This is a genomic window from Rhodoferax ferrireducens (genome assembly GCF_049302455.1).
In the GTDB taxonomy this organism is placed as follows: domain Bacteria; phylum Pseudomonadota; class Gammaproteobacteria; order Burkholderiales; family Burkholderiaceae_C; genus Rhodoferax; species Rhodoferax ferrireducens_B.
In genome coordinates, this window is record NZ_JBAQMD010000027.1 from 13,532 (window position 1) to 33,984 (window position 20,453).

Below are 20,453 nucleotides of genomic sequence, written 5' to 3' on the forward strand. Positions count from 1 at the left end.
GCGCCCCGAATGCAGCCCGGCGGCAGGGCAAAATACGATGATTTCCCAAACCATGAACAAAGCCAGCACCATGAGCCCAGCACCCAGCAGCGCAGCAGACCCCCTCGCCGGATTTGCGATCGAGCCTTTGAGCCCGCAAGAATTTGACGAAATCGACGCCATTCTGGACGATCTGCGCACCCGCTACGACGAGACGCCGCAATGGGAATTTTGCGAAGGCTTCATGGCCGCGCTGATCTGCTGCCGCCGCCTGATCATGCCCTCGGAGTACTTGCCCGTTTTGTTGGCCATTGGTGACGAAGGCATGCAGGATGAAGGTTCGTTTGCCGACGACGCCCAATTCGGTCGTTTCATGGCGCTGTGGACACGGCGCTGGAACGAGGTGGCCCAAGCGCTCAATGCCAAGGTGGAAGATCTGGGCGACGAGGCCGCTTACTTTCCCGAGGTGGTGGATATACGTGGCGCTGTAGCCTCGCTGCCCGAGGAAGCACGGGCCGAAATTGGCCCTGAAACACCGCCGTCGTACGCGCAAATCTGGGCGCTGGGCTTCATGTATGCGGTGGAGAGCTGGCCCGAGGAATGGGCGGCGCCGCGCGACAAAGAGGCGGCCCAGTGGCTGGACGAGGCCTTAGAGGCCATTGTGGCCCTGACTGACGACGACACCGACCCACCCACGCTGTCGGTCTACGATGAAAACGGCGCACCCAGCGTCAGCACCCAGCGCCTGGACGCCTATGCCAGCGCAATCTGGGCCGTGTACGACCTGCGCGAACTCTGGCGCACCCTGGGGCCGCGCCAGCAGACCGTACACAAGGCGCCTACGCCCGGCCGCAACGATCCCTGTCCTTGCGGCAGTGGCAAGAAATACAAGAAGTGCTGCGGGGCGTGAGATACACCTTCAACCGTCGAACCGCTTATCGGGCAGATTCACCCAGCCGGCCATCGCGGAAATCACTCAGGGCCTGGTAAATTTCATCTTTCGAGTTCATCACAAACGGGCCGTACTGAACGATGGGCTCTTTAAGTGGCTGCCCTGAAATGAGCAGCACTCTGGCGTCAATGCCGGCCTCGATCACCACGCCATCGGCCTGCGCGTCATTGGCCAGAATGGCCATGCGCTGCACCGGTACGACCTTGCCGGCAATGCTGACTTCACCGCGGTAGACGTAGATAAAGGCGTTGTGGCCAGCGGGCAGTTTTTGCTCGAAGCGCGAACCACTCGGCAGGTGCAGGTCGAGGTAGTTCGGCCGCGTGGTGTCGCGTGTCACGGCGCCACTGATGCCATGGCTTTCACCCGCAATGACCGTCACCGCCACGCCTTCTTCAGTCACAAACTTGGGCAGATCTTCGGCCTTGAAGTCACGGTACCAAGGGGCGTTCATCTTGTCGCGTTGGGGCAGGTTCAGCCAAAGCTGAAAGCCTTCCATCACACCTTCCTCCTGCTGCGGGATTTCAGAATGAATCACACCTTTGCCGGCGGTCATCCACTGCACGCCGCCGTTTTCCAGCAGACCCTCATGGCCAGCACTGTCACGGTGCAACATGCGCCCGGCAATCATGTAGGTCACGGTTTCGAAACCGCGGTGCGGGTGATCGGGGAAGCCGGCAATGTAGTCGTCTGGCTGGTCGCTGCCAAAGGCATCGAGCATCAGGAACGGGTCGAGCCGATGCTGCAGGTTTTGTGTCAGCACGCGGGTCAGTTTGACGCCAGCGCCGTCGGACGTGGCCTGGCCGGCAACCAGCTGCTCGATGGTGCGTGTTACTTCAACGCTGTGCTTGTCGGTGGTGGTGTTCATTTGCAGTTCCTTCTTGATTCGGTGGATTGCGATGGATGAAGTTTATTCACCAACAATGGGTTTGAAAATCGCTTGAAATGGATATCATTGATCCCATGATGGAACAATCGAACGCGGGCATCGACCCCAATGACCTGCTCATTTTTGCCAGCGTGGCCGAGCTGGGCAGCTTTAGCCGCGCAGCGGAACGCATGGGGTTGCCCAAATCCACCGTATCGCGCCGACTGGCCGCACTGGAGCAGCGCCTGGGCGAGCGCCTGCTGCTACGCACCACCCGGCGCCAGTCTTTGACCGAGTTCGGCCTGCAACTGCTGGAGCATGCGCGTCAGGTGGTGTCTGAAGTGGAGGCGGTGACGGCGCTCAGCGAGCGCCGCCAGGCCACGCCGAGCGGGCGCTTGCGGGTTTCCATGCCCAGTGACTTTGCCAACCTGCTGTTGGCCGATACGCTGGCGGCCTTTATTGCGCTTTATCCGGCGATCCAGCTGGAGCTCGATTTGTCACCGCGTCGGGTTGACCTGCTGGGTGAAGGCTTTGATGTCGCCCTGCGCATGGGAAACCTGCCCGACGATGCCTCGCTGGCAGCGCGGCGCCTGGCCGTATTTTCTTTCGGTTTGTACGCTGCCCCCAGCTATCTGGCCGAGCACGGCGAGCCCGCTGACCCGGATGATCTGGTCCGGCATGCGGCCATCAGGATGCTGCAGGCCAATGGGGAGGCGGCCTCCTGGACGTTGGCACAGGGAGAGCAGCGCTGGCAGGGTGTGCCGCCGGGCAGGGCCAGCGCCAATGCGCCTGAGCTGCTGATCAAGCTGGCCTGTGCCGGCGCGGGGATTGCGGCGGTGCCAGACTACTTTGCCGCACCTGACGTTCGCCGGGGCGCGCTGCGGCGGGTGTTGCCTGGCTGGTGCCTGCCCAGCCACCCGGCGTGGGCGGTGTTTCCGGAGCGCAAGCTGATGCCGGTTAAAACACGGGTCTTCATCGACATGCTGCAAACTGCGTTGGCACAAGTGCAGCCTTGATATATCAGCAGTTTTGACAGGCTTGCATCGCACTGTTGACTTCAATGCGCGTCTGCTCGGACAGATACTCCAGAAAAACGCGCGTGCGCTCGGGCAAAAACTTGCGACTGGGAAGCGCCGCATACAGAGGATCGTCCTGGCGTGCCGCATTGAACAAGCGCCATGTGCGCGGACGCAGCCCTGGCGCCTTCAAGCGCAGGACTTCGTGCTGTGGCCAGGTCTTGCGGTGTTGCCGGCGCACCCTTACCCTCGCCTTGGCTGCTCTGGCTTGCGCTCGCAGCATTGAGAACTCCCATTGGATGATTGTTCTATTTTTGGAACTATGTATCTCAGTAAGAGGGGCTTATCAAGAAATATCATCATAAATAGAATAATCAAACTTGCTGACCAAACTCGTGTCGGCACTTCCAACCAAAGAGAACATTGATCATGAAATTACTGCACGTTGACTCCAGCATCCTGGGCACCTATTCCGTTTCCCGCCAACTCAGCGCCGAAATCGTCGCCGAATGGCGCAAGAGCCGTCCCGACACCATGGTCGAGTACCTCGACCTGGCGCTGAATGCCCCCAACCATTTCGGTGCCGATGCCATCGCCATCAAGGGTATCGCCCAGCCCGAGCCCACCGAAGCACAGCGCACGGAGAACGCCTTGTCCGAGCAGCTGGTGAGCCAGTTCCTTGCTTCCGATGTGATCGTCATCGGTGCACCGTTCTACAACTTCTCCATCCCGACCCAGCTCAAGGCCTGGATCGATCGTCTGGCGCAACCGGGTCGCACCTTCACTTACAACGAGAAGGGCCCGGTGGGTCTGGCAACCGGCAAGACCGTGATCGTGGCGTCCACACGCGGTGGTGCCTATTCGACCAGCGAAGGCGGTCAGGCCATGGAACACCAGGAGAGCTACCTCAAGGTGGTTTTTGGCTTCTTCGGCATCACCGACGTGCGCATTGTTCGTGCTGAAGGTTTGGCGATGGGTGATGCACCCAAGGCCGCAGCACTGAGCGCAGCGCGCGTCGACATGGAGCTGGCCACGGTCTAACCCTCACCATCAGAAAGTTACATCGTGCGTCGTCAGTTATTGATTCGTCTGTTCGCAGTTTTCGCCCTGGCAACAAGCAATCTGCTGGCGGTGCCGGTGCGTGCCCAGGATCAGACTGCAGATGCCTTCATCAAGCACCTGTCCTCGGAGATGCTCAACAGCATCAAGACCGACCCTGCAAGTCGGGTTGGCAATGTGCCCGCCATCATCGCGTTGGTGGACGCCAAGCTCATGCCCAACGTGAACTTCAAACGCATGACCTCTTCCGCCGCGGGGCCGACCTGGCGGCAAATGACGCCCGAACAGCAAAAGCGGTTGCAGGAAGAGTTCAAGATCTTGTTGGTACGCACGTATGCCGGTGCTTTGTCCCAGATCGATGATGTGACCATTGCCGTGAAGCCCTTGCGTGCGGCCCCGGATGAGAAGGAACTGGTAGTTCGTACCGAAGTCAAAGGTCGTGGTGACCCGATTCAGTTGGACTACAGGCTGGAGAAAACCCCCGGAGATGGAAGTAGCTGGAAAATTTACAACCTGAACATCATGGGTGTCTGGCTGGTGGAAACCTACCGCAGCCAGTTCGCGCAAGAAATTAACGCCAAGGGTGTTGATGGCTTGATCGCTACCCTGGCAGATCGCAACAAGTCCAATGCGAAAAAGGGTTGACGCCAACCGGTTCGCCTGTGGAAGCAGTTGATTCAACAAGTCACTGTCAGCCATGGGCACGATGCAGGCCCAGCTCGTGGTCGGTTCTAAAGGATCTTTGACACCCAGGTGGCCAGCAGACTGAGCACAATCGTCGTGCTCAGCGGAATGAACCAGTCACGACCGAACAGCCGGAACGAGAAGTCGCCGGGGAGTTTGCCAAAGCCCAGTTTCTGTAGCCAGGGCATGAGCCCGTTGAGCAACAGCAGGGCGAGAAAAACGACGACGAGCCAGCGCAACATGAGGGTCCGTGAAGCAGGCGGGTGGCGGCACACGCGCTACAGCGTGTGCGTGCGGTCACCTTCGGAAAAGCCCAAGGCCTGCCACGGCTCGCCTTTGTAAAAACCGATGACCTTGAACAGCTCGCCCATCTCATGCTCCATGATCAGCTTTTGCGCCCGCACCCGTTCCTGCAAAGTGGCGTCTTCCATCCGGGCGACCAGACCGCAGTTGATCAAGAACCGCGCCTGCGTGCAATAGCCCAGCACGCCCCAATCCTCCATCTGGCAGGCCAGCGCCATGCCGGTGAAATTGACATGCGCGGTGATGTCTTTCAGGCCCACGTCGGCCAGCGGGTCGGTATCGGACTGGTGGCTGCGGTGGCACATCACGGTGCCCATGTGGCGCTGCGCATGGTAGTACTCGTGCTCGGGAAAGCCATAGTCGATGAAAAAAGCCGCGCCGGCGCTCAGCTTGTCGGCCAGCGTTCGGATGAACGACTCGCCCTGGGGATGGATTTCGGTCAGGTAGTCATGCTCGCCGTCAATGGCCAGCGGCGGGCGTAACTCGGTCGGGCGATCCTGCCAGATCAATTCTGAAGCCGCACCGAGTGCCACGCCGCGCTCGTACCAGGCGCCCTTGACCCGGGCCAGCAACTTGACCGGCATGGCATCCAGCACTTCATTGCCGATCACCACGCCTTGCAGGGTGTCGGGCAGTTCATTCACCCATTGCACGGTGTCGCCGAATTTTTCCAGCGTGGCTTGCTGGCGCTCGCGCAGGCTGCCGGACAAATCAACAATGCTGTAGCGCGTCAAAGCTTGCCCCTGCGTTGCCAGTGTCTCCAGCACCTGCAAGGCCAGCGCACCCGAGCCCGCGCCAAACTCCCACACCTCGTGCGTCTGCGTCACCTGCAAGGCCTGCGCCACCTGGGCCGCCAGGGTCTGGCCAAACAGCGGCGTCATCTCGGGCGCGGTGACGAAGTCGCTGCCCGCCACGGTCACGCCCGCTTGTCTGGCATAGGGCAGGGCGCCAAATTTGGCGCTGTCGTTGGCGTAATAGCCCAGACCCGGCGTGTACAGCGCCAGGGCCATGAATTCATCAAAGCCAATCCAGCCGCCGTGGTGAGCGATGGTTTGGCCAATGTGGGCGCCGAGGGCGCTCGTTAAACTGTAGGGTATTGTCATAACACGCTGAATTGTCCCCGAATGTCTGCCCCCTCTTCAACCCGCACGGTCCTGGTTACCGGCGCTGCCAAACGCCTGGGGCGTGAAATCGCGCTCGCGCTGGCCAAAGACGGCTGGCAGGTGGCGGTGCATTATCGGGACTCGCTTGAAGATGCTAGAAAAACAGTAGCTGACTGCGCAGATTTGGCGGGGGCTAGCGCCTTGTTTCGTGCAAATTTGACGAACGAGGCAGCGGTGCGTCATTTGCTGCCGCAGGTGATTGCCCAGTTCGGCCGGGTTGACGCCATCGTCAACAGCGCCTCCACATTCGAGCATGACAGCGCCGCCAGTTTCAGCTTTGCGGCGATGGACAAGCACATGCGCAGCAATGCCGGGGCCGCCATCATTCTGAGCCAGGCGCTGCACGCCCACGTGGTGGGGCGCGACGGCCCGGCCAGCGCGCAGGCCCGCCACCCGCTGGGCGTGGTGGTCAACCTGCTGGACCAGAAGTTGTGGAACCAGAACCCGGATTTTTTCAGCTACACACTGTCCAAAGCCGCACTGGAGGCGGCCAACACCATGCTGGCGCTGGCGCTGGCGCCACACCTGCGTGTGGTCGGCGTGGCACCGGGCCTGACGCTGACCAGCCACTTGCTGAACCACGACAAGTTTGAAGCGCTGCACCAGCTCTCGCCGCTGGGCCGCTCGTCGACGGCGGCAGATGTGGCGGCGACGGTCAAATTTGCCATCGACAACCAGTCCATCACCGGCACCACGCTGCTGGTGGATGGCGGCCAGCACCTGATGAAATTCGAACGCGATTTTTCCATGCTGTGACCCTCGGCACGGCCAACTCTCTCACCCCCAAAATGATGAATTCCCCCACCAGCGGCCACAGCCTGGGTCAGCAGACCCTGACCCTCACCGGCTTGCGTTTTGATGCCAACCTGGGCATTCTGGAAGCTGAAAGAACAGCGCCACAGCCGATTCAGGTCGATGCCGAACTGAGCCTGGGCGCGCAGCCGCTGCTGCCCCATGATGACGAGATCACCCATGTGCTGGACTACCGCAAGGTGCGCAAAATCATCATTGACGAATGCACCGCCGAGCACGTCAACCTGCTCGAAACCCTGATTGGCAAGCTGGCCAACCGCCTGATGCAACTGCCCGGCGTGCTGGGCGTGCGGGTGAAGATTGCCAAGCTGGAGATTTTTGACGACTGTGAAGTGGCGATTCGCATGGAAACCGGACAGTGGTCGTAAGACCTAATAGGAACAAGATGATGAACGCAGTCTGGACAGACAACGATACGCAAGCCGAAGATTTGAGCCCGCAAGCTCGCGTTGCAAGCCAACTGGTCAGGCTGAAGTCTGACCTGCAAGCTTTTGCTGCCGCGACGGCGAGTGCCCCGGCAGCGCGCGAACCCAAAATCGAGCGTGAAACCCACAAGCTTGAAAAGCGCCTGTGCCGCCAGGTCGGCCAGGCCATCATGGACTTCAACATGATTGAAGAGGGCGACCGCGTGATGGTCTGCGTCTCGGGCGGTAAAGACAGCTACGGACTGCTGGACATCTTGCTCAAAATGCAGCAGCGCGCGCCGATCAACTTTGAGATCGTGGCCGTCAACCTGGACCAGAAACAGCCCGGCTTTCCGGCGCACATCCTGCCCGAGTACCTGGCCAAACTCGGCATCGAGTTTCACATTGAAACCCAGGACACCTACAGCATCGTCAAAAAAGTCATCCCCGAGGGCAAAACCATGTGCAGCCTGTGCAGCCGCCTGCGCCGGGGCATTTTGTACCGGGTGGCTGACGAGCTCAAAATCACCAAAATTGCGCTCGGTCACCACCGCGACGACATGCTGCAAACCTTCTTTTTGAACATGTTCTTCGGTGGCAAACTCAAGGGCATGCCGCCCAAACTGGTGAGCGACGACGGCGGCCACATCGTGATCCGTCCGCTGGCCAATGTGGCCGAAAAAGACCTGACGCGCTGGGCCGCGCACCGCCAGTTCCCGATCATCCCGTGCAGCTTGTGCGGCAGCCAGGAAAACCTGCAGCGCCAGCTGATTGGCCAGATGCTGCGGGACTGGGAAAAACAGTACCCTGGGCGCACCGAGACCATGTTCACCGCGCTGCAAAACGTGGTGCCCTCGCACCTGATGGACGCCACGCGCTACGACTTCAAGGGCCTCAAAATCACCGGCGTGCCGGATGCCGATGGTGACCGGGTGTTCGATGAAGAAACGTTCCCGATGGCCAAACTGGCTGGTATGCAGGTGCTGGGTTCGCTTTGCTGAATTCATAAGAAATCAGCCTCTAGCCCTTATGTAACATGCGTATTATGCTATTTTAATGATAGCACGTAGTCATCCCCATAAACGCACTCCAATCGCTCAAAACACCATGCACGCCACCCGCATCATTGCCATTCGCCACGGCGAAACCGCCTGGAATGTCGATACCCGCATCCAGGGGCAGCTCGACATCGAACTCAACGCCAAAGGCCGCTGGCAAGTCCACCGCCTGGCCAAGGCCCTGGCGCGTGAGCCCATCAGTGCCATTTATTCCAGTCATCTGCGGCGCGCCCATGACACCGCACGCGCCATTTCCAGTGCCACCGGCCGCACGTTGCAGACCCACGCCGGCTTGTCCGAACGCGGTTTTGGCGTGTTTGAGGGCAAGACCTTTGCCGAGCTTGAAGCCGTCTGGCCCGAGCAGGCGCTGCGCTGGCGCCAGCGCGATCCGCTGTGGGCGCCCGAAGGAGGCGAGTCGCTGACCGACTTGCGCGAACGCATCACGCGCACCGCCTCCGAATTGGCGGCGCGCCACGTGGGGGAGCAGATTGTGCTGGTCGCGCACGGCGGTGTGATGGACGTGCTGTACCGCGCCGCCACCGGGCAAGAGTTGCAGGCGCCGCGCACCTGGGACCTGGGCAACGCCGCCATCAACCGCCTGCTGTGGACGCCGGGTGGCTTCACGCTGGTGGGCTGGTCCGACACGCGCCATCTGGACGACGATGCGCTCGATGAGACGAGCGCCTGAGGGCGCCGAGCTGCGGCCCCACTGCCATGAGCCGGCGTTCCCACACCTCCATGGCCGGCCGTAGCCCTCGGCTGGTGTTGCTGCTGATCTTGGTGGCAGCTCTTTCGACTGCGACCCGCGTGCTGGACCTGACAACGCTGCACTTTGTCTTCAAACCGCTGACGATGCTGGTAGCTATTACTTTGGTAGCTGCTCGTTCCTATTCGACGGGGGCTGGAGCCCGATTTGATGTCTATCTTATGGCCGCGCTGGCGGCCTCGCTGGCGGGCGATGTGTTTCTGATGTTGCCCGGCAATTACTTCATCCCGGGTCTGGCCTCCTTTCTGGTGGCTCATCTTTTCTACATCGCCTTGTTCCGTCAGGGTGTGCCCTGGTTTCCCAGCCGCCGCGCCTTGGCTGGCACGCTGGGTATCGGTGCCGCCATGTACGCCTGGGTCTGGGGCGCTCTGGCTGATCCGGTGCTGCAAGTCGCCGTGGCGGCCTACGTCAGCGTGATTGCACTGATGGTGGCGCAGGCCATCGGCCGTGCGGCGACGGTGCGTGATGCAGGCGCCAAGGCCGTGGGCTTGGGTGCTTGCGTCTTCATGCTCAGCGACGCGCTGATCGCCGTCAACCGCTTTGTGCAGCCGCTGCCGCTGGTGTCTTTGTGGGTGCTGGCGAGCTACTACACGGCGCAGATTCTGATCGTGCACAACGCCCGGCCGGTTGGTCCAGTTGTTCCGGCGGCTCCCGCTACACTTGCCTGACATAGCCCGCGTCAACGTATTCAGCGACTTCAGCGCCCAGGCAGTGTCTTGTTTGGGGCGCCAACTTTTGGAGAATTTCAGTGCAGCTCGTTTGTCTTGACCTTGAAGGTGTTCTCGTTCCCGAAATCTGGATCGAGTTTGCCAGTCGCACCGGCATCCCGGCGCTCTCGCGCACCACCCGCGACGAACCCGACTACGACAAGCTGATGAAATATCGGCTCGACTTGCTCAAGACCCACAAGCTGGGTCTGCCCGATATTCAAAAGGTGATTTCGGATATGGGGCCGATGGCCGGTGCGCGTGACTTTCTGGACGCGCTGCGGCGCGACTACCAGGTCATCATCCTGTCCGATACTTTTTACGAATTTGCAATGCCTCTGATGGCGCAACTGAACATGCCAGTGCTGTTCTGCCACAAGCTGGAGGCGGACGCTGATGGTTTTTTGGTGAACTACCACCTGCGCATGCCGAACCAGAAGAAAGAAGCGGTGCAGCGCTTTCGGGAGCTGCAATTCAAGGTGATTGCGGCCGGGGACTCCTACAACGACACCGCGATGCTGGCCGCGGCCAACGCCGGCATCCTGTTCCACCCACCGCAAAACGTGATCGACGAGTTCCCCCAGTTTCCGGTCACGCTCAATTACACCGAACTGCGTTCTGAGATCGACAAGGCAGCCAGGCGCTAAGCGCTTCAATCGCTTCCCGTTCTTGGCCCATACTGGCGGCCATGCTGTCAGTATGGGCAATTCATCCATGGCAACTGTTTGCTTCGAATTGTCTCCAGCTCCCTACATGAACAGTCAAGCGCACCATGTAGGCGCAAGCCAGCAAACCCCGTAGAGTTGGCAGCAGGATTGGTTTGGACGCACCCACGGGGCGGGCCAATCAACATGAGAGCGACAAAACATCATGCAGACCGTTCAAACAGGATCGGCCCAAGCCGATTGGCTGCCCGTGGCCGCCCCCATTATTGCTTCGGCTGAACCGGGCGGTTCGGCGTCGGACACTCAGATTTCGCGCCTGGTCGGCCAACTCTACGAGTGCGCCCCAACGGCCGAGCAAGTCCCCTTGCTGGAGCATTTGTTGAGCCCCTTGGGTGCGCTCGCTCGCGTCACCGTGGCCCATGGTGTTTTTGCGGAAAGCGTGTTTCGCAGTGGCTGGCGTGACTTGCAGGTTCGACTGGCGGATGTGCCGAAGGTGCGCATCGACCACGTCATCGACCTGGTCGATTATGTCCAGCAGGTGAGCGTCGAATCTGTCGATGCCTTGGCCGAGAAGATCAAGGCGTGGCCGGTGATCGCCAGTTCGGTGACTTCAGGACTGCTGGTGACCGAACTGATGCAGCGCGCAAAACTCCATCGTCTGGTGCGTGATCGGGACGACTGGGAGTCATGACGCACGCGCCGCATCGCTTGACCTGATGCAGGTCCAAGCTGTTACTTATTTTGCCTACTCTGGCCGCATGGCGCCAAACATATCGCCACCGTTTTGCGCAGCAGGCGGCGTAACGCCCAGGTGTTTGTATGCCGCCAGCGTGGCAATACGCCCGCGCGGCGTGCGCTGCAGGTAACCTTGCTGGATCAGGTAGGGCTCAATCACGTCTTCAATCGTTTCTCGCTCTTCGCCAATGCTGGCGGCAATGTTGTCCAGGCCCACCGGGCCGCCGTCAAAGCGGTGGATCACCGCTTCCAGCAGCTTGCGGTCCATCAGGTCAAAGCCTTGCGGGTCAACGTCGAGCATGACCAGGGCGCGGTGGGCAATGTCGAGCGTGATCTCGCCCGCACCTTTCACATCGGCGTAATCGCGCACCCGGCGCAGCAGGCGGTTGGCAATGCGCGGCGTGCCACGGGAACGCCGGGCAATCTCAAAGCCTCCCTTTTCATCGGTCGGCACCTTCAGCAGGCCGGCACTGCGCCTGACAATGCTCGCCAGTTCTTCGGGGGAGTAGAACTCCAGCCGCGCCACAATGCCAAAACGGTCACGCAGCGGGTTGGTCAGCATGCCGGCGCGGGTGGTGGCGCCGATCAGGGTGAAGGGCTGCAAGTCGAGCTTGATCGAGCGCGCCGCCGGGCCTTCGCCGATCATGATGTCGATCTTGTAGTCTTCCAGCGCGGGGTACAAGATTTCTTCCACCACCGGGCTCAGGCGGTGAATCTCGTCGATGAACAGCACATCATTTTTTTCCAGATTGGTCAGCAGCGCCGCCAGATCCTTCGGTTTTTCCAGCACCGGGCCGCTGGTTTGGCGCAAGTTGACGCCGAGTTCGTGCGCAATGATGTGGCTTAGCGTTGTTTTGCCCAGGCCGGGGGGGCCAAACAACAGCACATGGTCGAGCGCCTCGTCGCGCATCCTGGCGGCACTGATAAATATTTCAAGCTGCTCGCGCACCTTGGCCTGCCCGACATACTCATCGAGCAGCTTGGGCCGCAAGGCGCGCTCCACCGCCTCCTCGTTGGGAGAGGCGGGCGCGCCCGACAGGATGCGTTTGGGCGGCGGGGCGGCAAAGTCGTCGGTTTGAATGCTCACGGCAGGCGGGGGTGCTAAAGGGAGCTTGACTATAGCGCGCAGCGGGGCTCGCAAACGTGCACCGGAGGGGTGAATTTTCCCTCACCACGCGCGCCCGGTGCAGGCGGTCCCTGGGCGGCTGGCACGATGCTGCCTGGCTGGCGTGGGCCGCCCAAAGAACGGCGACAATTGCGCCATGAATACTTCAACCAACTCCAGCGCTTTTGCGCCTCTGAAAAACGACACCTTCCTGCGCGCCTGCCTGCGCCAGGCCACTGACTACACGCCCATCTGGATGATGCGCCAGGCCGGGCGGTTTTTGCCGGAATACCGGGCCACGCGCGCCAAAGCGGGCAGCTTTATGGGTCTGGCCACCAACACCGACTACGCCACCGAAGTCACGCTGCAGCCGGTCGAGCGCTTTCCGATTGATGCTGCCATCTTGTTCAGCGACATCCTCACCGTGCCCGACGCCATGGGCTTGGGCCTGTCGTTTGCCTTGGGCGAAGGCCCCAAATTTGCCCATCCGGTACAGGACGAGGCCGCCGTTGCCAAGCTGGCCGTGCCCGACATGGACAAACTGCGTTATGTGTTTGACGCCGTCACCTCGATTCGCAAGGCCCTCAACGGCAAAGTGCCGTTGATCGGTTTTTCAGGCAGCCCCTGGACGCTGGGCTGCTACATGGTGGAGGGTGCCGGCTCGGACGACTACCGCTTGGTCAAGACCATGCTCTACAGCCGCCCTGACCTGATGCACAGGATTTTGCAAATCAACGCCGACTCGGTGGCGCAGTACCTCAATGCGCAGATCGAAGCGGGCGCCCAGGCCGTGATGATTTTTGACAGCTGGGGCGGTGTGCTGGCCGACGGCGCGTTCCAGGAGTTCAGCCTGGCCTACACGGCCCGGGTGCTGGCGCAGCTCAAGCGTGAACACAACGGGGCGCGTATTCCGCGCATCGTCTTTACCAAAGGCGGCGGCATGTGGCTGAAGGAAATGGGGCTACTTGACTGCGACGTGCTGGGCCTGGACTGGACCGTCAATCTGGCCAAGGCGCGTGCCATTGTGGGCGACAGCAAGGCCTTGCAAGGCAACATGGACCCCAACGTGCTGTTTGCCTCGCCGGCCCAAATTGCCGCCGAAGCGACCAAAGTGCTCGACAGTTTTGGTACGCCCTATGCTGGTGAAGGAACCGGTCCGACGCATATTTTCAACCTGGGACATGGCATCAGCCAGCACACACCGCCGGAGCATGTGGCGGCGCTGGTACAGGCGGTGCATGAGCACTCGCGCAAGATGCGGGCCTGAGGTCGCCTTGAACCGGCCGGTGCCAGGCCTTTTCATCATTTTGACCTGAACGCCTAGCACTTTTTGATCCGAATGGGGGATGTTGCGATTTAACTTATGCACAAAAATTTGTCTTTGTAAAGAGCTACTGCCCTGATCACAAGCAATTTGCTATTAAACAAATAGCGATCACAAGTGATTGATTTATAACGATATTAATTTTTGCTAATTTTGTAAGCAATTTAAACAAAGCCTTGATCTGCAAGGGTTTGAGGGCAATCCAGGCAAACTATCAACAAAGTTATCCACAGAAATTCTGGATGATCATCAAATCGCTTATGAATCAAGGGTTTAAGCCAGCTTTCGCAAGTTCACATCAACAAAATGCCCAAAGTCGGGCGCTGGCATGAGCCATCAGCTTGCAGTTCTGGTTCACACGCCAGTCCACAGTGCCGTCGCCGGGACGCTGAGCTATGTCAGTGAGCTGCCACTTACCGTCGGCAGCCTGGTGCGTGTGCCACTGGGCCAGCGTGAGCTGTTGGGCGTGGTGTGGGACGCGCCACTTGATCCCCCAGCGGCCAGCTTTGATCCGCAGAAACTGCGTCCCATCAGCAGTGCCCTGGAGGGCATTGCGCCGCTGAGCGCCAGTTGGCGCCAGCTGGTGACCTTTGCGGCCCATTATTACCAGCGCTCCGTGGGCGAGGTGGCGCTGGCAGCCTTGCCGCCACAATTGCGCGACCTGAGCACCCAGCAGTGGGGCCGTCGCCTCAAACGTCACGCCAAGGCGGGGGCAGTGGGTGAGCCTGCCCTGGCTGATGCTTCTGAATTGGTAGCGCTTAGTCCAGAGCAGACGGGGGCTATAGCCCAATTTAATATAAATTCAGGGCCGTTTTTGTTGTTCGGCGCCACCGGCAGCGGCAAAACCGAAGTCTATTTGCAGTGCGTCGAGCAGTTGCTCGCGCGCGAGCCCGATGCCCAGGCGATGGTGATGGTGCCCGAGATCAACCTCACGCCGCAGTTGGAGGCGCGTTTCATGGCGCGGTTTGCTCCCATTTATGGTGACAGCGCCGTGGTGTCCATGCACAGCGGCATGACGCCGGCGCAGCGCTTGAAGAGCTGGCTCGCGGCCCACAGCGGTGCCGCCCGCATCGTGCTGGGCACACGCATGGCCATCTTTGCCTCGCTGCCCAAACTCAAGCTGATCATCGTGGACGAGGAGCACGACCCCAGCTACAAGAGCGGGGAGGGCGCCCGCTACTCGGCGCGCGATCTGGCGGTGTACCGGGGCCGACTCGACGGTGCCAAGGTCATGCTGGGCTCGGCGACACCGTCGCTGGAGAGCTGGCACCACAGCCGTCCGGCAGCAGAAGGCGGGCGCTACCTGCGCCTGGTCATGCCCAGTCGCATCGGCAGCATCACCGCGCTGCCCACCGCGCAAGGCGACACAACACGGTTGGTGAACGATGCGACCGCCGCCAACGCTGGCCTGCCCGTGGTGCGCCGGGTGGACATGAATCATCAGCCCAAGCATTGCGTGTTTTCGCCACCTCTGCTTGCCGCCATCGTGGAGCGCATTGCACGCGGCGAACAAAGCATGGTGTTCTTGAACCGGCGCGGCTACGCCCCGGTGCTGCACTGCGCCGACTGCGACTGGAAAAGCGAATGCCCGCATTGCAGCGCCTACCGGGTCTTTCACAAAATCGACCGCACCCTGCGCTGCCACCACTGTGGGTACGCCGAGCGCGTGCCTCGTGCCTGTCCCGCTTGCGGCAACCCCGACATTGCGCCGATGGGCCGCGGCACCGAGCGGCTGGAAGAGCACCTGGCCGAGCTGCTGTTGGACGTGCGTCGCCCCAACTCGGTGTCAGATCAATGGCCCGAGGGCGAACCGGTGCGCATCGTGCGCATCGATGCCGACAGCACCAAACTGAAAGGTGAGCTCCAGGCGCAGCTGGCCCGGGTGCATTCGGGTGAGGTGGACGTGCTGGTCGGCACGCAGATGATTGCCAAAGGGCACGACTTTCGCCGCATCACGCTGGTGGCCGCCATCAACCCCGATAATGCGCTGTTTTCGAGTGACTTCCGGGCGCCGGAGCGCTTGTTCAGCCTGCTGATGCAAGCCGCCGGCCGCGCCGGGCGGGACGCCGACATCAGCGGCCAAAGCGAGATGTGGGTGCAGACCTTCCACCCGCAACATCCGCTGTTTGAGTCCCTGAAACGCCACGATTACCCGGCCTTCGCCGCCGAGCAACTGAAAGAGCGCGAGCAGGCCGGTATGCCCCCGTTCAGTTTTCAGGCGCTGGTGCGGGCCGAGGCGCGCACGCAAGAGGTGGCGCAAGGTTTTTTGAGCGCGGCCAGTGCTGCCGCCACCCAGATGGAACAAGCCGACCAGTTGCTGGCGCACTTGACCCTGTACCCGGCGGTGCCCATGAGCATCCAGCGCGTGGCCAATGTGGAGCGGGCGCAAATGCTGATCGAGAGCCCGTCACGCGCCGCGCTGCAACGCTTTTTGGCGGCCTGGCAGGCGGTGCTGCACGCGACCCGCAAACAGCCCGCGGGACGCGGCTTGCTGCGCTGGGCCATTGACGTGGATCCTTTGGCTATTTGAGCTGTAGCCCGCGTGTTGTATGCTTAATTAGCTACATAAATAGTAGCATCAAAGAACTGCAAGCCCGCTCTTGCATCCTGACTGACACCCGGCTGAACGCTAGATATGGTCAGTCTTGTTGATTTTGCTGGGCGAGTAGGTGAGCACCTCGCTCGACAGCGTGCCCGGTGTGGCGTTCCGGTTGGGTAGAGAGGTGTCGAACTGATTCTTGACCTGCTGCTGCACCTGGACCGCGCTGGCACTGGCAAGCCATAGCGACTTGATATGGTCCATCAACAGTTGGGAAATGGGCACCGGCGGCGGGTCTTCGACTTTTTCAGGCGCTGGCCGGTGAATGGTCCAGTCTTTTTCAGACGTGGCGGCTTCGGAGCCGCGCCGCGCCGGATCAGACACGCTGGTGTAAACCGCCTCGCCGGTGCTGGGCTTGTTGGCCTGATTCACCAGGTTGACCACACTGGGTGTCGGCTCTGCCGGTGTGATGGCCGCATGGGCTGAAGGATTGACGGGCGCCACCGGTATGACTCTGGCCGCCGCCATGGACAACGCTTCAGCGCCAATGGGCCGAAGATTGGGGGTTCGTTCAAGGGGCGGCAGTTGCATTTTTTGTGGGGCGGCAGATCAGGTCTGGGGCTTTCCTCCGTATTCGTAACTTCTTAACGGCAGATTTAGGGGGTTATTTAGGGTTATTTCTGAAAAATTTCATTTATTTTCAAATATTCTGAACATTTGAAGAAGCAAACAGGCCCTGGACTTGATTACACGGTGCCAGTTTGGCCAGGCGCACCCGGCAGGTTTCCCCACCGGTTGGCTGAAAACGCCTTGATGAAGCTTTCCAACTGGTGCGCTGGCAGCTGGTTGATGCCCGCCGCCCCGGCCCGTCCATCGCCGCCGAAACCGCGACAAAACTCCGCCGCCCCGGCCGGGGCAGACATGGGCGCGCGCACGCTGACGATGAAGTCACCCGAGGCCGTGGCCGTCAGCAGGGCATGAGCATGTTGCGGATGCGCTGTCGCGAGCACGTTGCTGAAGCTGCCTGACACACGCCGGCTCCATGGGGCGTCCGGCAGAAGGTAGACGCTGACATGCGCGTCCTGAAAATAGGGTTGCATGGCTTGTGCCTGTCGCAAATCACTTTGCCGCCGGGCGGCAAGCTCTTGGCCAATGCGCTCATGTTCAAGAAAAAGCAAGGGGTCGGCGTAGCGAACCAGTCGTTCATACAGATGCGCCGGTGTGATGTAAACATCTTGCTCGCTGTCGCCATAAGCGTTGTAGTTGATCGACTCGCCCAAGGATTGCAGACGCCTGCGGTCCTCAAAAGACAAGCCCAGCGCCACGGCCAGATCTTCGGCCACGCCGGTCAGATTGTCCCCAAAAGCACCCACCACGGCCCAGGCCCGGAACCGGCCACCGAGACAGTGGTCCATCAGCAGACTTGTGCACGTGTTGCTGGCAACATCGATATGCGCCTGCAGCAGCGGATGCACCGGAATGTCGTCCACCTTGTGATGGTCGAAGTAGCGCACCGATACGCCGGCTTCCAGCAAGCGCATCAGCGCTGGCCGGTTGCGCCGCATGGACAGGTCGCACACCAGCAGTCTGTCGCCCGGCCCGGCCTGGACACGCTCCAGCAGTTCAATGTCGCGTTTCAGCCCGGTGATCAATTGGGCCGGCTGCGGCTCGTGCAAGCGCCACTGCACCACGGCACACAGGCCGTCGGCGTCGCCATTGCATACGTCGATGTGCATCGCCCGGCGCCCCATTTGACTCACGCGCGCAGCACGCATTTCTCGTACAAGCCCAGCATGCGCCCGGTCGGGTCGTACCTGGCCTTGAGCGCCTGATAGTGCGACAGGCCATAGGCTTGCGCAAACTCTTGCGGTGTGAAGTAGCTGTCCGAGTAGAGCGACTTGATGCCGCCCAGCCGCATCACTTCGCGCTCCACCAGCCGGTTGAAGTGGCCCGGCTCGTAGGCGCGCGCAGTTTCGACCACGTCCCAGAATCCGAAGTTCGCATAGAGGCTGTCGGGTGCCAGGGGAAACAGGGTGAATCTTGCATCGGGAGCAGGCCCACGCACGGGGCAGATCCAGATCGGCAGGATGCCGATCTCGCGCAACAGAAAGGCGAGGAAATCGGGCGCGGCAGCCATCGGAATATCGACGTCCTGGATGACGGATTCGGTAAAACGCCCGCGCCAGCGGGCCAGCCGGCGCGTCAGGCCCCAGCGGGCGTTCCAGCGCATGACGCGGGTATAGAAACGAGAATTGAGCCTGGCCCTGCCAAGCAGTCGCCGCACCAGCGGCTGCTGCGCATACAGGTTCTTCGAGCACCAGAACCAGTCGGTGTCCCAGCGCCAGATATAGTCCTGCACCGTCAGGTAATCGACTGGCTTGTCCAGTAGTGAACGGTAGTAGATGTGCTCGAAGCGGTAGTCACTGAGCCAGGGTGCGGCATCAACGAAGCAGGCCCGGTTGATCACCTGCTGCTGCGGCCCGAACACCACGCCATCGACAAAGTCAGCAGTGCCCTGGCAGTGCGCGGCGAGGTTGCTGAAAAATGCGCCCGGCGCATCAGACTGCAAATGTTCCACCTTGACGTACGGCTTGACCGGCAAGGTGCGCAAGCGCAGGCGCAGCGCATAGCCCAGTGTGCCGTAGGAGTTGGGAAAACCGAAGAACAGGTCGCGGTGCTCGTTGTCGGGCGTGCAGTGCAACACCTCGCCGTTGGGCAGCAACACGTCGAGTTCCAGCAGGGTGTCGTGGACCAGACCGTGTTGATGCGAGGTGGCCTCGATGCCGACGCCGGCGGCCGCACCGCCCACGGTGATGGTCTTGAGCTGCGGCACCACCGCCGGCATGAGACCGCGGCGCAGGGTTTGCGCGACCAGTTCCTCGTAGCTCGTCAATCCCTCGACATCGACCCAGCCGCCTGCCGTGTCGATGTCAAGCACGTGGCAGAAGGCGCTCAGGTCCAGTCGGCGCTTGGCGCCCTCGTGGCGGTCCCGAAACAGGTTGGAGCTGCGTTTTCCAAGACCGAGCGGCGCCCCGCTGCCCGCTGTGCCGGATTGCATGGTGGCAAGCAGTTCGGCCCGGCGCCGGGCATGGGCCAAGGCTTCAGGCGTCATACAAGTACGCCCGGCTCATCGGGAAGCTGGCCGGCGTGACGTTGCCCTTGCTGAAGACAATCTGGAACAAATGGGTGTAACCCCCCGGCGAGCGGAACATTTCGGCGCACCCTATCAGGTAGGTCCGCCAGACCCGGTAAAAGCGTTCATCAAAACGCTGCGGGTCAAGTGCCCGGATCGTCTCCCATTGCGCCTCAAAACGCCGGGCCCACTCGTCCAGTGTCAAGGCGTAGTGGCGGCGCAGGTTTTCAATGTCAAGCACCTCGAGCCCGCAGCGCTCCATCTCGACGATCACCTCGGACAAGCCGGGAATCCAGCCGCCGGGAAAGACGTGCTTGCGGATGAAGAGGTCGGTCTCGCGCGGTCCGACATGGCCAATGAAATGCAGCAGGCCCAGCCCGCCGGGCTTCAAGAAGTCGGCGTGTGCCTGGATCACCGCGGCCAATTGGTCACGCCCGGCATGTTCGAGCACGCCGATCGACACCACCTTGTCATACTGGGTATCGGCCGTGCGGAAGTCGGCCTCGTGGACACTGAGCTTGTCGTCCAGGCCACGGCGCGTGATTTCGTTGCGCAACCAGTCAACCTGTTCGGTTGTGGTGTTGATCCCGGTGCCGATCGCGCCCAGCGTTTCCCACGCCCGGAACATGAAGCCGCCAAAGCCGCAGCCGATGTCGACAAAACGCTCGCTGCGCGCGAGCCGGATCTTGCGGCAGACATGGTCGATCTTGCGCTGTTGCGCCTGCTCCAGCGTCTGCGTGCCCTCAGACCAGTAGCCGCAGGTGTACATCATCAGTGGCTCGTCGAGCCAGAGGCGATAAAACGCATCTCCCAAGCCATAGTGAGCACGGGCATTGGCCTTGGCCTGCGCCGGGCTGTGGTTGGAATAGCGCAGCTCATGCAGGCCGTTCTCCATGGTGATCAAGGCCTTGCCGTGCAGATCCAGGCCACTGAGCAGGCCGGCCGCCAGCGCCGCGCCGAAATCGCCTTCGACGTCGACGCTCTGGTCGAAATAAGACTCCAGCAGACCGATTTGCCCGCGTGTGAAGGCCTGCAGCAACGCGGCGTCGGAGCGGAACAGCATCGTGAACGCCGGCTCGCCCGGGCCGGCGCGGTAGCGGCTGCCATCGGGCAGCCCGATCGCAAACGACATCCCGGTTCGGGTCTGCATCGCGTCGACGATGTTCTGCATGGAAAAAAGCAC

The 20,453-nt window shown here is 61.2% G+C and carries 22 protein-coding genes; 13 read left to right on the forward strand and 9 right to left on the reverse strand.

Features of this window, described 5'->3' with window-relative positions:
• Positions 1-70 precede the first annotated feature (70 nt).
• The gene (locus WA157_RS04435; RefSeq protein ID WP_422619812.1) at positions 71-889 is read left to right on the forward strand and encodes a UPF0149 family protein; all 819 of its coding nucleotides are present in this window, start codon (positions 71-73) and stop codon (positions 887-889) included.
• 25 nt (positions 890-914) lie between these two features.
• On the opposite strand, the gene WA157_RS04440 is transcribed toward WA157_RS04435, so the two are convergent.
• Positions 915-1,796 carry a pirin family protein gene (locus WA157_RS04440; protein ID WP_422619813.1) on the reverse strand — a complete coding sequence of 294 codons (882 nt, stop codon included), beginning with the start codon at positions 1,794-1,796 and terminating at the stop codon, positions 915-917.
• A gap of 77 nt (positions 1,797-1,873) precedes the next feature.
• On the opposite strand from WA157_RS04440, the gene WA157_RS04445 reads away from it, so the two are divergent.
• A complete protein-coding gene (locus WA157_RS04445) occupies positions 1,874-2,812 on the forward strand; it encodes a LysR substrate-binding domain-containing protein (RefSeq protein ID WP_422619814.1) in 939 nt (312 codons plus the stop codon).
• A 4-nt stretch (positions 2,813-2,816) separates the two neighbouring features.
• Here the strand turns inward: WA157_RS04445 and WA157_RS04450 are convergent, their stop codons facing one another.
• The gene (locus WA157_RS04450) at positions 2,817-3,095 is read right to left on the reverse strand and encodes a hypothetical protein (protein ID WP_422619815.1); all 279 of its coding nucleotides are present in this window, start codon (positions 3,093-3,095) and stop codon (positions 2,817-2,819) included.
• A 146-nt stretch (positions 3,096-3,241) separates the two neighbouring features.
• On the opposite strand from WA157_RS04450, the gene WA157_RS04455 reads away from it, so the two are divergent.
• Entirely contained in the window at positions 3,242-3,853 is a 612-nt protein-coding gene (locus WA157_RS04455) for an FMN-dependent NADH-azoreductase (RefSeq protein ID WP_422619816.1), read from the forward strand.
• 24 nt (positions 3,854-3,877) lie between these two features.
• Positions 3,878-4,516, forward strand: a complete 639-nt coding sequence (locus WA157_RS04460; protein ID WP_422619817.1) for an MlaC/ttg2D family ABC transporter substrate-binding protein — start codon at positions 3,878-3,880, stop codon at positions 4,514-4,516.
• 86 nt (positions 4,517-4,602) lie between these two features.
• On the opposite strand, the gene WA157_RS04465 is transcribed toward WA157_RS04460, so the two are convergent.
• Together WA157_RS04465 and WA157_RS04470 are read right to left on the reverse strand one after the other, a co-directional pair.
• Entirely contained in the window at positions 4,603-4,797 is a 195-nt protein-coding gene (locus WA157_RS04465) for a DUF2905 domain-containing protein (protein ID WP_422619818.1), read from the reverse strand.
• Positions 4,798-4,833: 36 nt separating this feature from the next.
• The gene (locus WA157_RS04470; protein ID WP_422619819.1) at positions 4,834-5,961 is read right to left on the reverse strand and encodes a class I SAM-dependent methyltransferase; all 1,128 of its coding nucleotides are present in this window, start codon (positions 5,959-5,961) and stop codon (positions 4,834-4,836) included.
• Positions 5,962-5,982: 21 nt separating this feature from the next.
• On the opposite strand from WA157_RS04470, the gene WA157_RS04475 reads away from it, so the two are divergent.
• The 7 genes from WA157_RS04475 (at position 5,983) to WA157_RS04505 (ending at position 11,125) form a co-directional block, all read left to right on the forward strand.
• Positions 5,983-6,777 carry an SDR family oxidoreductase gene (locus WA157_RS04475; protein WP_422619820.1) on the forward strand — a complete coding sequence of 265 codons (795 nt, stop codon included), beginning with the start codon at positions 5,983-5,985 and terminating at the stop codon, positions 6,775-6,777.
• Positions 6,778-6,809: 32 nt separating this feature from the next.
• The gene (locus tag WA157_RS04480) at positions 6,810-7,202 is read left to right on the forward strand and encodes a dihydroneopterin aldolase (protein WP_011463137.1); all 393 of its coding nucleotides are present in this window, start codon (positions 6,810-6,812) and stop codon (positions 7,200-7,202) included.
• A gap of 20 nt (positions 7,203-7,222) precedes the next feature.
• Positions 7,223-8,239 carry a tRNA 2-thiocytidine(32) synthetase TtcA gene (gene ttcA / locus WA157_RS04485; protein WP_422619821.1) on the forward strand — a complete coding sequence of 339 codons (1,017 nt, stop codon included), beginning with the start codon at positions 7,223-7,225 and terminating at the stop codon, positions 8,237-8,239.
• A gap of 106 nt (positions 8,240-8,345) precedes the next feature.
• Positions 8,346-8,984, forward strand: a complete 639-nt coding sequence (locus WA157_RS04490; protein WP_422619822.1) for a histidine phosphatase family protein — start codon at positions 8,346-8,348, stop codon at positions 8,982-8,984.
• Between the two features lie 26 nt (positions 8,985-9,010).
• A complete protein-coding gene (locus WA157_RS04495; RefSeq protein WP_422619823.1) occupies positions 9,011-9,730 on the forward strand; it encodes a lysoplasmalogenase in 720 nt (239 codons plus the stop codon).
• A gap of 80 nt (positions 9,731-9,810) precedes the next feature.
• Positions 9,811-10,416 carry a bifunctional phosphoserine phosphatase/homoserine phosphotransferase ThrH gene (gene thrH, locus WA157_RS04500; RefSeq protein ID WP_422619824.1) on the forward strand — a complete coding sequence of 202 codons (606 nt, stop codon included), beginning with the start codon at positions 9,811-9,813 and terminating at the stop codon, positions 10,414-10,416.
• 223 nt (positions 10,417-10,639) lie between these two features.
• Positions 10,640-11,125, forward strand: a complete 486-nt coding sequence (locus tag WA157_RS04505; protein WP_422619825.1) for a hypothetical protein — start codon at positions 10,640-10,642, stop codon at positions 11,123-11,125.
• 54 nt (positions 11,126-11,179) lie between these two features.
• On the opposite strand, the gene ruvB is transcribed toward WA157_RS04505, so the two are convergent.
• On the reverse strand, positions 11,180-12,256 hold the full coding sequence (gene ruvB / locus WA157_RS04510) for a Holliday junction branch migration DNA helicase RuvB (protein ID WP_422619826.1): 1,077 nt from the start codon (positions 12,254-12,256) through the stop codon (positions 11,180-11,182).
• A gap of 175 nt (positions 12,257-12,431) precedes the next feature.
• Between ruvB and hemE the strand changes: the two genes are divergently transcribed.
• Entirely contained in the window at positions 12,432-13,541 is a 1,110-nt protein-coding gene (gene hemE, locus WA157_RS04515; RefSeq protein ID WP_422619827.1) for a uroporphyrinogen decarboxylase, read from the forward strand.
• Positions 13,542-13,926: 385 nt separating this feature from the next.
• Entirely contained in the window at positions 13,927-16,128 is a 2,202-nt protein-coding gene (gene priA / locus WA157_RS04520; protein WP_422619828.1) for a replication restart helicase PriA, read from the forward strand.
• 99 nt (positions 16,129-16,227) lie between these two features.
• Here priA and WA157_RS04525 read toward each other — a convergent pair whose 3' ends face one another.
• The 4 genes from WA157_RS04525 to WA157_RS04540 all read right to left on the reverse strand — a co-directional run bounded on the left by WA157_RS04525 (position 16,228) and on the right by WA157_RS04540 (position 20,453).
• On the reverse strand, positions 16,228-16,728 hold the full coding sequence (locus tag WA157_RS04525; RefSeq protein ID WP_422619829.1) for a hypothetical protein: 501 nt from the start codon (positions 16,726-16,728) through the stop codon (positions 16,228-16,230).
• 155 nt (positions 16,729-16,883) lie between these two features.
• Positions 16,884-17,873, reverse strand: a complete 990-nt coding sequence (locus WA157_RS04530; RefSeq protein ID WP_422619830.1) for a hypothetical protein — start codon at positions 17,871-17,873, stop codon at positions 16,884-16,886.
• Positions 17,874-17,893: 20 nt separating this feature from the next.
• Positions 17,894-19,249: an FAD-binding oxidoreductase gene (locus WA157_RS04535; protein WP_422619831.1), complete on the reverse strand. Its 1,356-nt coding sequence runs from the start codon at positions 19,247-19,249 to the stop codon at positions 17,894-17,896.
• Positions 19,239-20,453 (reverse strand): class I SAM-dependent methyltransferase, encoded by a 1,215-nt coding sequence (locus WA157_RS04540; protein WP_422619832.1) that lies wholly within the window; start codon positions 20,451-20,453, stop codon positions 19,239-19,241. Before WA157_RS04540 ends, WA157_RS04535 begins: the two co-directional genes overlap by 11 nt.